We start from the raw sequence: 12,107 nt of genomic DNA, 5'->3' as shown, positions 1-12,107 counted from the left end.
AAGCTTATCCCATCAAAGCCCTTATTCTTGACGTTAATAAAATGCTATATGATGCGCCATAAAAAAACCTACTAATGAAGTCATTAGTAGGTTTTTAAATGATGATGATAATAAAATATTAATTACTTTTGGCTTCTATCAGTGCTTTTATGCTGTCATTACCATTTTTGGGAGTGTTGGCATTAGCAGTTGTGTTACTAGAATTTGCGCTATTAGCCGTACTCGGTGTCTTAGCTGCTGGTACTACTGGTGACTTTGGCGTAGCAGTTGGTGGTTTCGGTGTTGGCACTACTGGAGGTTTTGGAGGAGTGGTGTCAGCACCTGATGCAGGCTTTTTGTTATCCTGCTCAGCTTTGCTAGTAGAACCATCATCTTTCGTCGTCGTAACCGATGATGACTGCTCTTCGTTCACCACAGTACGCTGCTCATTAACAGATAAGGTGTCAGAGGTATCCGCTGACTGACGAATGCTTTCATTGCCATTTGTATTGCTTTCTGCGGTCTCAGCAACTGGTTTTTTCTGACGCGCCGGTACTTCACGCTTAGTCGGTTCTAAATCAATAGAGCGAGTACGTTTGGTGCTCAAATCTTTCATTGGATCAGCACGCGTGTAGTTATCGATAATACCAACATATCGATTGATTTCTTCTGGTAACACACGCACATCAGCAGGTAATCTAAAGTCGATAAGCTTGGCCGCTCCAACTGCTTCTTGTGGGCTGCTCATCAGTCCATAAGTCAGCATATAGCGCACTTGCTTTCCATCATCGAGATAACGGAAATAAGCGAATTTATTACGGTCTTTGCGACCTTCTAAATAACTAATAATCACATCATTTTCAGCGACATTCATCACCTGCACAGTCCATTTACCCTTGTTGGCTAGTAAATACCCCTTATCTTTGAACTCATCGGGATAATTACGCAAGTCTTGAATCGCTGCATCAAAACTGAGTGGCTGTACATCCGTATCTAGCTCATGCAACGATTCAATTTTTAAAGGTTGCTCTAGCTCAGTACTCAGTGTTTCCGGTGCGGATATCGGCGCATTTTCAATTTTGGCACCCATCGCTGGCGTTTGACTAAACATCCAAATCAGAGCCGTTAGCACGCCTAACAGCAAAGTTACTACCAGCCAGATCAATGCTTGACGTCGATAAGATTGGCTAGCGCTATGCGGCGTCAGTCTTGATGCTGCCATGGGAATATCCTTGGTAAAAATAAAATTGACTGCATTAAATAGATGCACAGGTAATTAGTATTACTGTGAATCAGCTCTTATAAGCGCTTAATTTTAGCATGCACTTATGAAAGCTGATTTTTTGCTACACTATACGCTCTGTTGCGATAACACTTCTGTCAGAAGCTGGGCATCAAAATCATCGGTCAATACAGCCTTACCCAGTGATTTTAACAAAATAAGGCGAATTTGTCCTTGTTTCACTTTTTTATCATGCCCCATCAGATTTAAAGCAGTCTGTGTATCAATAGGTGGTGCGGTAGTGGGTAAATTTGCCAATGTTAGAATATGTTTAATACGAGCGACTTCCTCGACCGTTAACCAGCCAATTTTTTGTGACAGCTCGGCAGCTTGTAACATACCCGCAGCAACAGCCTCACCATGCAACCAATTACCATATCCTTGATGCGTTTCAATCACATGACCAAAGGTATGACCAAAGTTCAACAGCGCACGCACACCGGACTCTCTCTCATCTTGTGCAACCACATCCGCTTTATACTGACAACAACGCTTGACCGCTTCGCCAAGTATAGCCAAATCTAATGCCATCATTGCAGGTAAATTTTCCTCAAGCCAAGTCAAAAATGCCTCATCCATAATGAGCGCATATTTGATGACCTCAGCCAACCCTGCTGATAGCTCACGAGCAGGCAAAGTTTTGAGCGTACTCATGTCAGCCAGTACCATTTGTGGCTGCCAAAAAGCGCCAATCATATTCTTACCCTGAGGATGATTGATACCCGTCTTACCACCCACACTTGAGTCTACTTGCGACAGAAGCGTTGTTGGGATTTGAATGAAATTCACTCCACGCATAAAGCTTGCTGCAGCAAAACCTGTCATATCACCAATGACGCCACCACCTAACGCAATAAGCGTAACGTCTCGATTGAAATGCTCCGCCATCAATGCATCATAAATTTGGTTGATACTGGCTTGATTTTTATATTGCTCACCATCTGGCAGTACACAGACTCTAACCGTAAACTGCTCTATCAACGCTTCTTCTAACGCACTTAGATACAAAGGCGCCACCGCCTCATTGGTGACAATCAGTACTTGGCGGCCACTAATATATGGCGCTACCTGTTTTGCCATGCTGCTATTATCTATCGCAGTGTTTTCAGTAATGACAATTGGATAGTCATGACTTTGCGTATGAACGGTCAAACCATCATGAAACAGTGGCATTGCCAACACTCCTTAAGCATTGTGAATGAGATGAAAGTCGCTAAATGTGAGTAATCATAATTTAGGTGCTATTGGTCTCTTATGACTTATGATTCATTTTCGTTATGTTCTGGCGTTATCGTCGCAGAGTTATTAAACGATGCTAATTGCTGTAAGAGCTGACTGACCATATGACGAGGATAAGTATGTCCGGTTGGCATAATAATATGGGCGACTTGACGATATAGTGGATCGCGTTTGCTATATAAGTCTTGCAGTATTTTTCTAGGATTAGGCTGCTGTAGTAATGGGCGTGATTTATCTTTAGCAGTACGGGCCATCTGCACATCGACGGGCGCATTTAAATAAACCACAATACCGCGTTGCTGTAAAAACGCTCTATTTTCAGCACACATAACGGCACCGCCGCCAGTCGCTAATACGATTTGGTTTTTTTGGGTCAGCTCATCGATAGCTCGTGTCTCACGCTCACGAAAGCCCGCTTCACCTTCTTTAGCAAATATCCAAGCAATATCAGCGCCTGTTTGCGATTCAACATACCAATCACTATCTACAAAGATGCGACCTAACTGCTTAGCAAGCAATTTACCGATAGTCGTCTTACCTGCTCCCATCGGTCCTACTAAAAACACCGATGGCAATTCCTCAACCATAATACTTACTCAGTTAAATTAGCTATCATACAACGTCATCGATATTCTGGCTAGTAATGAGGCTTTATTATTACCAGTAAAACTTGGCTAATAATAAAAATAGGGCAAGAAAAAAGCAAGCTCTTAGGCTTGCTTTTTTCTTTTGTGAGATAACAAAGTATTAATTTTGCTTTACACACATAATATCATCATTAGTCTAAACGACTAACGCCATCATTAATCAGTTTAGTCGTGATGAAAATCAATAACTCTTCTTTTTCGTTACTACGGGTATCTTTGCGGAATAAACGACCAACATAAGGCAAGTCACCTAAGAATGGGACTTTTTCCACACCGTCAGCGATACGGTTTTTGAAAACACCACCAAGTACCACTGTTTGACCATCTTCTACGATGATATTGGTAGAGATAGAATCTTCAGAAATGGCCACAGCACCATTATAAACCGTTGGTGAGCCATTTTTGATGTTTAAGTTTAGACTAATTTTGCCATCAGGTGTGATGTTCGGTGTCGCCTCTAAACTAAGTGCAGCTTCTATAAAGCTAGTTGTGGTCGCACCACTTGCTGATGCTTCTTGATAGGCAATTTGCGTACCAGAAGAGATTTTGGCCGTTTGCTTGTCTGCGGTCAAAATCTTAGGTGTAGAAATAACTTCACCACGATTATCCGCTTGCATGGCTGATAGCTCAAGATCAAGCGTATAACCTGACAAACCAAGGAGACCAAATGCAATACTACCAGCAGGGTTGGAAACTCCAAGATCCACGTTTAGGTTATCAGGGCGAGTGATATCGTATGTTACCCCGCCAGTATCACTATCTGTATCAAAATCTCTGAGGTCCCATAAGGTTTGATCGCTACCACCAACCAATAAGCTGCTGTTATTAGCGGCACCATCAGACAAGATACCCCAACTTACCCCAATTTCTTTGCTAAAGCTATCCGAAGCACTGACAATACGCGCTTCAATCATGACTTGACGGACTGGAACGTCAATCTTTGCAATCAGTTTATGAATATTTTCAATGCTGTCAGCCACATCTTTGATAATCAAAGTATTTGTACGGCTATCTACCGTTACTGTACCACGATTAGACAATAGACTATTACTATCACTAGAGTTTCCAGTATTGCTACCACCCGATGAGCCACTACCTTGAGAGATCAGCGTCAAAACGTCTTGCGCTTTAGCATAGCTTAGACGGATATACTCAGTACGCAGTGGCGAATATGACTCAACCGCTTGCTGTGCTTCAAGCTCTTTCGCTTCTTGCTCAGCCAGTTCAGTGGCAGGTGCTACCAAAATGACATTGCCATTTTCACGCTTACCTAAATTTTTACTTTTTAAGATGATATCAAGCGCTTGATCCCACGGTACGTTGATAAGACGCAAAGTGATATTGCCAGAGACTGAATCATTAGCTACAATGTTCATTTCAGTAAATTGAGCTAGGATATCTAAGACACTGCGAATCTCAACGTCTTGGAATTCCATAGACAAAGGCTCACCACTATATACTCGCTCTTCAAGCGTCGGCTCACGTAATAATGCTGGCTTATTGATGCTAATATTTAATTGGTTGCCCGACTGATAGGCTTGATACTCATAATCTTCAGTCATATTGATAGTAATGACACCATTTTGACCTTGGTTTTTGGTATCAATACTATTAACAAGACCGCTATTAATATTCAGACGGCGTAATAAGTTTCTGGGTACTGTACTACCAGTTAGGTTTACTACCAATTTATTGCCTTGGCGTTGTACGTCAACTGGAATGGCCTCATTAGTCAGGGCGATACTGACGTTACCACCACCATCTTTTCCTGCTGCAAAATTAACCGCACTCAAACCATCATAGCTATATTGTGTTCTTACTTGCGAAGCAGCAAGTTGTGGGCTTAATAACGGATTAACTCTGACAACCATCGTATCGGCTGGTACTTGATTTTTAGCCACAGTCTTATTAGTTGTATCAACAGCGGTATATGCGCTACTAGTCTCTACAATCGGTGTCGTTGTGATTGTATTATTAAGTACGTCTTGGACAGGGTCATTAGTCCTCACTGAACGACTAGGATCAGTAATGGTCAATACTAAATCATTACCGTCAATCGTTGTCGTATAAGTACCTGTCTGTTTTAAACCAACAATAAGACGCGTGGTACTGTCACTACTTAAGGTAGTAACATCATTTACCATACCGATATTATATTCGCTAAAGCGGCTTGCAAGTCCATTTTGCACTTGTTCAAAATCTAGTACCAAGCGGCTAGGATCATCAAGCTGATAGGCTGCAGGCAATACTGGCACACCTGCAAAGCCTAAACGTATTTGCGTCACTGCTGGAGCAGTTTGTACCACAGAGACATTATTAATGCGCTGTGCAGCATGGGCACTGTTACTCACTGCTACCATGCTGATTGCCAATGCTGAAATGGCAAAAGCAGAAGTTACGCGGTTGCTCATCATCATTACCTTGTTATTGCGTACTGTCATTATTTATTCCTCAAAAATCTGCCGACTTAGCTTATAGGGGAAACCAGCGACTGGGGTTTTTCAACAAACCCTGCGCGGCTGTCTGGCACAATTTCAATCAAGTTAATCTGAGTCGGCGTGATTTCAACAATACGGCCGTCATTTACTCCAAGATAATCACCTACTTTAACGCTCGCGACTGAACCATCAGGGCGTTGTATTAACGCATATCGCTGACCTTCAGGTGAAACAACGACGCCGCGAAAAACCAGTTGTGACAATTCATATTGCTCAAGTGGCTCTTTTACTCTGGTAATGTCAGGACGAACACCATCGATAGAAGTGCTAGGACCTTGTGTATTGACCAGACTAGGTGGCAAAAATGGGCTGCGCTGTGCATTGGCGCTATAGACAAAGTCTTCTACAAGCTCAGCTTTGGGCGGTGGATCGATGGGCTTTGCAGGCTTATTACGGATGTCCGTCATTGCCTGCTCTGCCATACCAATACGATCAGCACATCCTGTCATTGATAAAACAGTAACGCTTAAAGCCAGTAGCATAGGCAGTTTTTGAATAGTCATTAGTTGCCTCCTGCATTATCAGTAGCGACCGTATCAACAGCCTCAGGATCAGGATCAGCTTCTTTCGAGCGATACGTCTTTGTGTTCAGTACCAAATTAAGTTCTGGTAAGACATCTAAGGTTGGCTGCGGGTTACTGACTTCAAAATCATGCATAGTGATGATTCGTGGTAGAGCAGCAAGACCACTGATAAAGCTACCAAACTGATGAAACTCACCTAAAGCTGCAATACGAATAGGCTGCTCAATAAAGAATTCATTTTCAATTTCAGGCTCTACAGAAATATCTTGGAAACGTATGTTGCTGCCAACGCCTGTCATATTGATACCCTCTACCAACTCTGACACACGAGTATCTTTTGGTAACTGATCCAATAAAGTATTGAATTCTGTTTCCATTTGAACAACTTGTGCTTTATATTCTTCTAAGTGACGCGCACGTGATTCTTTTTCACGGTAGCTCTCAAGCAACGTATTTTGCTGGCTTTCAGCAGCGGTTATCTCATCAATTTTACTACTAATCGGTAGCGACCATGATAATGCTGCTATAAGTATAATAATAAGCCCGATTACGGTAACTTTTACTGGTAGCGGCCAGCTGCCATAATTGTCAGAATCTAACGATTCAAAACTGCGGCGAAATTCCTGTAAATCAAATTGTTTCTTTGATTTCGAAGCAGTTTTTTTGGTTTTGATTAGGCTTTTTTTACGGCTAAGCTTCATAACTCACCTCCAGGCCCAGTACTAGCATCATCAGGTGCGGCTGTCTCCGACTGAACTTTAGTCGTTACCACAAACTGAACATAGCTATCTTCAGGATAAACAGGACGTGACTGCCCACCACTAGTGACTGTATTATTAAGCACTGGTGCGGACTCATAAGCGCTGATATTCTGTTGAATATTACTCACTGCTGAATCACCCATCCACTTACTATTATCAAGATTTAGAATCAACCTTGATACGATATAAGGGTTATCAGCACGACCTGTTAAAGTGAGTGTGTCGCCTTCACGTTTTAGATTATTTAAGTAGAGCGCAGGCGGCATAGCTTTAGCAAGATCGTCCCATAGACGTACAGGTACAGGACGTCGACCTTGCAAGTCCTGAATGACCTGCATACGTGAAATGATGTCTTCACGGCGCTGCTCTAAGCTATCAATTTCAACCAATGCTGTATCCAAAAGAACGTTTTCTTGTTCTATCAAGGCATTCGCATCACGCTGCTCAGCAAGTGCATTGTTAAAGTAGCTCCATGAAGCAAATGCAGCCAGGAGGCTAAGCAAAATCACCGCAACTACCAACGTTATAAATTCTTTGTTGCGACGTTCGCGTTCTTCTTGTCGCCAGGGTAAGAGGTTAATACGAGCCATTAGTCGAAGCTCCTTAACGCAAGACCGCACGCGGCCATTAAGCTTGGTGCATCAATTGTTAATTGCTCATTATCAATATTTGGTGCAATAGTCATATTGGCAAAAGGATTAGCAATACTAACCGTCACCCCCAGTTTTTGTTGTGCCATACCTGCAAGACCAGCGATAGAGCTGCTGCCACCAGCCAACACTACATGATCAATACTACTATATTGACTTGAGGAGAAATAAAACTGTAATGAACGAGTGATTTGCTGAATGGTATTTTCCATAAAAGGCGTCAGCACATCGAGGTAGTAATCGTCAGGTAATGTACGCTCACGTTTACTAATCGCTGCCTCTTCAGCAGATAGTCCATAACGATTTTGTATCGCTTCTGTCAACTGAACACCACCAAACAACTGCTCACGACTGTATATGAATTCACCATTTTTAGCGACATATAGAGTCGTTTGATTATGCCCAATGTCAACCAGTGCAACCAGTTCTGGGTTACTTGGTAAGTTATCTACCATAAGCCCAAAAGCACGTTCAATGGCGTGAGACTCGATGTCCATAACCTTAGTTTTCAAACCACCAAAGGTTAATGCGTCAACTCGTTGGTCAACATTTTCCGAGCGAGATGCGGCAAGTAATACTTGTACCATCTCATCACTGGCCAAAGAAGGACCTAAAACTTCAAAGTCCAAGTTAACATCTTCTAACGGATAAGGCACGTATTGATCAGCATCTAAACGTATTTGAGCTTCACGCTCAACATCGCTCAATGCGGTATCCATATCAATGATTTTGGTAATCACGGCTGACCCTGAAACCGCCGTAGCAGCATCAGCACCAGTGACATGGCAACGTCTGGCTAAGCTAGTAATAATATTACCAACCGCTTCCGTATCTAAGAGAAGTTTATCGACGACTACACCTTCCGGCAGTCTCTCAATGCCATAAGATTTTAGATGAAACATGCCTTGTTGGCGCTGTATGTCAACCAACTTCACTGAAGTGGCACAGATATCCACACCAATCAAATGTTGACTTTTGGAAGTAAATAGCCTCACAAACTCTATACCTTATATTAAGTGTACAATCTGATAGTTATTTGTAATAATTGAATACAATACTTTACTTAATAGATAGATTCAAGCATTTAAATAAGTTATTCAGTCTAACTTACACATTTATTATGACCTGCCTATTTTGTTCAAGGTATAATACATTATCTGTTGCAAATTTTAATTGATAAGTCTTCTTATGATCAAAAAAAATGCTACCGCCCGACTCATTCATTTTTTGGTAGGGCTTTTTGTCGCCTGTTTAGCATTAGCAGTTATCTTAGCCCTTGCTGTGCCTATCGGTTTTTACGGTATGGCGATGTATTTATCGCCAACGTTGCCTAGCACTCAAGAGATTAAGACGGCGAAGTTAGAAATGCCACTACAAATATATAGTAGTGATGACAAACTAATTGGTCAGTATGGCAATCGCTTATCACTACCGATTACTTTTGAAGATATTCCTGAAGACCTTACTCATGCCTTTCTAGCAGCAGAAGATGCCTCTTTTTTTCAACATAGTGGTATTAGCATCAAAGGTTTAGGCCGTGCTGTGACTGAAGCGGTTACCGACGATAATAGTCAAACAGGTGGCTCTACCATCACAATGCAAGTCGCCAAAAACTACTTTTTAAGTTCAGAACGTACTTTAAATCGTAAGTTAACTGAATTGTTCTTAGCACGTAAGATTGAAGACGAGCTCAGCAAAAACGATATTTTGACGCTTTATGTCAACAAAATCTATTTAGGTGAAGGTGCCTACGGTGTCCGTGCCGCTGCTAAAAAATATTATAGTAAATCACTAGAAAATCTCACTATTGCTGAGACGGCAATGTTAGCTGGTCTGCCAAAAGCACCTTCTAAATACAACCCTGTGGCCAATCCTGAACGTGCATTAACTCGCCGTAACTGGATTATCGGGCGTATGCATGAGTTAGGCTATATTACTAAAGTACAGCGTGATGAAGCGATTGCCTCTCCTATTGGTATTAACCTTTATAAAGAGAAGCTGGACGTCAATATGCCCTATTTGGCAGAAATGACGCGCTCTACTTTAGTTCAACGCTACGGCAAACAAGTCATGCAAAGTGGTTGGCGTGTACGTCTTACGGTTGATAGCAAAGCACAAACAGATGCGGAAGCGGCAGTCCTCAAAGGTCTCGTTGCTTATGATCATCGTCATGGGTGGCGAGGTGCTGAAGCCAATGATGAACCGCTAGAAAACTTCCGTCGATATAGCAGCATGTCCCCCGCCAAAGTAACCAAGGTAAACTCTCGTAGTTTTGAGGCGCTAATGCCTTCAGGTGAAACGGTAACCGTTAATTGGTCAGGCATGCGCTGGGCAAGTAAATATATCTCTGCTAATCGTATTGGCTACGCTCCTAGTAATGCTAGCCAAATAGTCAGTAAGAACGATATTATTCGCCTAATTCCAACCAGTAATAACAATTGGCAGTTGGCACAAGTACCTAAAATACAAAGTAGCCTCGTTTCATTGAATCCAGCGACTGGTGCCGTTAATGCCTTAGTGGGTGGCTTCGATTTCAATCACAGCAAGTTTAACCGAGCGTTACAAGGCTGGCGTCAACCAGGCTCAACGATTAAGCCACTTGTCTATACAGCGGCTCTAGAAAAAGGCTATCGTCCCGATAGCATTGTGTCAGATAGTCCTATTCAAGTCGGTGAATGGAAGCCTAAAAATTCTGATCAACGCTTCTTGGGTGATATCACTCTACGCCGCGGCCTTTATTTGTCTCGTAACCTAGTATCTATTCGTCTATTGCAAGCCATTGGTATTGCTGATACCCGTAACCTATTAGATCAGTTCGGCCTCGATAAAGAAAAGCTTCCAACCACTTTATCGTTAGCACTGGGTGCAGGACAAGCAACACCCTTACAGATGGCGACTGCCTATGCAACTTTTGCCAATGGTGGCCATCGCGTACAACCCTATTTCATTGAACAAATTTATAATTATAGTAATAACCTATTATTTCAGGCGAACCCACAACAAGCATGTGCCAAATGCTTCAATAAAGATCTCGAAAAGCGTAATAAAGAGTCAATCGAAAATTATAATCAATCGATTGAAGACGAAAGCAAAGCTGTTAACAGCGAAGTGATTGTTATAGAACAAGATGTAGAAGATACTGAACAAAATGATAAAGCTATCGACTTAAGTGTCTATGATGCTAGCCCACAAGCGGATCGTTTAAAAGCACCTGCAGTTCAGTATGCATTGGCCAAACAAGCGCCTCGAATATTGAAACCAAGAGTTGCTTTTGATATGGCAGATATTTTACGTGACGTTGTTCAGCGTGGTACAGCAGTACGTGCAAAAGCACTAGGACGCGATGATATTGGCGGAAAAACAGGTACTACTAACGACGCTAAAGATGCTTGGTTTGCAGGCTTCCACCCTACCAATGCAACAGTCGTATGGATGGGTTTTGATCAACCAACGACTATGGGTCGTCACGAATATGGTGGTGTAGCAGCATTACCTGTTTGGATGGATTTTATGAGAGCCCAGCTTAAGGATACACCTCGTCAGTGGGTGCCTAATGATAAAGGTTTTACATCTACCAGACAAAAGAAAAAAACGGCAAGAACCAGTAAAGCTGACGACAATACATCTGAGAAACCAGTTTCTACGCAAACACAACAGCGGACGCAATTGTCACCTGAACCTGCTGCAGAATCAAATAACTCACAGACCTCAAGAACCGAAAGTCGCCGTAATACCGAAAGTCGCCGTAATAATGATGTGGTACCGCAAAACCCATTATCAGTAACGCCAGTTGAAACGCTTCCACCGATGCCAGAGTAAACTATCTAAAATACTAACTGATGTTGAATATAAAAAAGCCTGTTTAGACAATTCTAAACAGGCTTTTTTATGTCTGGAAATTATAGCAATGACCTCCTACTTCACGAAGCTTATCAGTCGGCTTTTCTATCAACACCAAACTTACACCACCCTACTGGTAGATTTGCTAAAACTCAACCATTCCAGCACGAAGCTGTTCAATCAGCTCTAAAAACTGCTGACGCCATTCGCGTATCGTCGATTCATCTGGTAACCATTGGTTTGATAAAGTAACCACATTAACGATGAGATCCGACGACTGCTTCGTGTCATTGCTTAATTTTTCATCAACGACTGTATCTGGTGGTACCGCATAAAGACAGCGCTGATAAGCACGCTCTATATTGGCCAAAAATCCTTGCTGCTGTAGCTGCTGGAGACGCTGAACCTCAGGAGATACTTGCGTACTTTCACTCAAGGCTTGTTCGATATCTGATAGTGTTGGTGCTGACATATTCAAATTATAGAAATAACCAAGCTCTTGAGTAAATGCAAGAAAAGCACCGTATAGATGGAAAATAGCAGTCTCACAATGTGCTTGATACAACTGCTTATCGTTGGTACTTCCTGCTGATTGGCAAGATAGACGGCAAAAATAAAGTTTTTGATTGGTTCGATCTGCCTGATATTTGGCAACACGTGTTTTACCTGCCATTTTCTACTTATCCT

At 42.2% G+C, this 12,107-nt stretch carries 10 protein-coding genes; 1 reads left to right on the top strand and 9 read right to left on the bottom strand.

The genetic code is table 11. The annotated features are described in order from the left end of the window. Window positions 1–118 precede the first annotated feature (118 nt). From IPZ60_RS12680 to IPZ60_RS12645, 8 genes are all read right to left on the bottom strand, one after another. The gene (locus IPZ60_RS12680; protein WP_194198111.1) at window positions 119–1,201 is read right to left on the bottom strand and encodes a hypothetical protein; all 1,083 of its coding nucleotides are present in this window, start codon (window positions 1,199–1,201) and stop codon (window positions 119–121) included. A gap of 129 nt (window positions 1,202–1,330) precedes the next feature. Then, a complete protein-coding gene (gene aroB, locus IPZ60_RS12675; protein WP_194198110.1) occupies window positions 1,331–2,434 on the bottom strand; it encodes a 3-dehydroquinate synthase in 1,104 nt (367 codons plus the stop codon). A gap of 86 nt (window positions 2,435–2,520) precedes the next feature. Continuing rightward, window positions 2,521–3,087 (bottom strand): shikimate kinase AroK, encoded by a 567-nt coding sequence (gene aroK / locus IPZ60_RS12670; protein ID WP_194198109.1) that lies wholly within the window; start codon window positions 3,085–3,087, stop codon window positions 2,521–2,523. A 191-nt stretch (window positions 3,088–3,278) separates the two neighbouring features. After that, window positions 3,279–5,588, bottom strand: a complete 2,310-nt coding sequence (gene pilQ / locus IPZ60_RS12665; RefSeq protein WP_194198108.1) for a type IV pilus secretin PilQ — start codon at window positions 5,586–5,588, stop codon at window positions 3,279–3,281. 26 nt (window positions 5,589–5,614) lie between these two features. After that, window positions 5,615–6,148: a pilus assembly protein PilP gene (locus tag IPZ60_RS12660; protein WP_194198107.1), complete on the bottom strand. Its 534-nt coding sequence runs from the start codon at window positions 6,146–6,148 to the stop codon at window positions 5,615–5,617. Then, window positions 6,148–6,870 (bottom strand): type 4a pilus biogenesis protein PilO, encoded by a 723-nt coding sequence (locus IPZ60_RS12655; protein WP_194198106.1) that lies wholly within the window; start codon window positions 6,868–6,870, stop codon window positions 6,148–6,150. The genes IPZ60_RS12660 and IPZ60_RS12655 overlap by 1 nt, the downstream gene beginning before the upstream one ends. Next, the gene (locus IPZ60_RS12650) at window positions 6,867–7,520 is read right to left on the bottom strand and encodes a PilN domain-containing protein (RefSeq protein WP_194198105.1); all 654 of its coding nucleotides are present in this window, start codon (window positions 7,518–7,520) and stop codon (window positions 6,867–6,869) included. The genes IPZ60_RS12655 and IPZ60_RS12650 overlap by 4 nt, the downstream gene beginning before the upstream one ends. After that, window positions 7,520–8,575, bottom strand: coding sequence for a pilus assembly protein PilM (locus IPZ60_RS12645; protein WP_194198104.1), 1,056 nt, complete (start codon window positions 8,573–8,575; stop codon window positions 7,520–7,522). The genes IPZ60_RS12650 and IPZ60_RS12645 overlap by 1 nt, the downstream gene beginning before the upstream one ends. A gap of 193 nt (window positions 8,576–8,768) precedes the next feature. Between IPZ60_RS12645 and IPZ60_RS12640 the strand changes: the two genes are divergently transcribed. Further along, window positions 8,769–11,399, top strand: coding sequence for a penicillin-binding protein 1A (locus IPZ60_RS12640; protein WP_194198103.1), 2,631 nt, complete (start codon window positions 8,769–8,771; stop codon window positions 11,397–11,399). 166 nt (window positions 11,400–11,565) lie between these two features. On the opposite strand, the gene IPZ60_RS12635 is transcribed toward IPZ60_RS12640, so the two are convergent. Next, entirely contained in the window at window positions 11,566–12,093 is a 528-nt protein-coding gene (locus IPZ60_RS12635) for a DUF6586 family protein (RefSeq protein WP_194198102.1), read from the bottom strand. Window positions 12,094–12,107: the final 14 nt, after the last annotated feature.

Source organism: Psychrobacter sp. NG25, assembly GCF_015234355.1.
Classification (GTDB): Bacteria; Pseudomonadota; Gammaproteobacteria; order Pseudomonadales; family Moraxellaceae; genus Psychrobacter.
This window is presented reverse-complemented; position numbering and strand designations above follow the sequence as displayed.

Bases quoted from the DNA above. Each gene is read 5' to 3' on its own strand.
- IPZ60_RS12680 (WP_194198111.1), bottom strand. From the start codon at position 1,201: ATGGCAGCATCAAGACTGACGCCGCATAGCGCTAGCCAATCTTATCGA.
- aroB (WP_194198110.1), bottom strand. From the start codon at position 2,434: ATGCCACTGTTTCATGATGGTTTGACCGTTCATACGCAAAGTCATGAC.
- aroK (WP_194198109.1), bottom strand. From the start codon at position 3,087: ATGGTTGAGGAATTGCCATCGGTGTTTTTAGTAGGACCGATGGGAGCA.
- pilQ (WP_194198108.1), bottom strand. From the start codon at position 5,588: ATGACAGTACGCAATAACAAGGTAATGATGATGAGCAACCGCGTAACT.
- IPZ60_RS12660 (WP_194198107.1), bottom strand. From the start codon at position 6,148: ATGACTATTCAAAAACTGCCTATGCTACTGGCTTTAAGCGTTACTGTT.
- IPZ60_RS12655 (WP_194198106.1), bottom strand. From the start codon at position 6,870: ATGAAGCTTAGCCGTAAAAAAAGCCTAATCAAAACCAAAAAAACTGCT.
- IPZ60_RS12650 (WP_194198105.1), bottom strand. From the start codon at position 7,520: ATGGCTCGTATTAACCTCTTACCCTGGCGACAAGAAGAACGCGAACGT.
- IPZ60_RS12640 (WP_194198103.1), top strand. From the start codon at position 8,769: ATGATCAAAAAAAATGCTACCGCCCGACTCATTCATTTTTTGGTAGGG.
- IPZ60_RS12635 (WP_194198102.1), bottom strand. From the start codon at position 12,093: ATGGCAGGTAAAACACGTGTTGCCAAATATCAGGCAGATCGAACCAAT.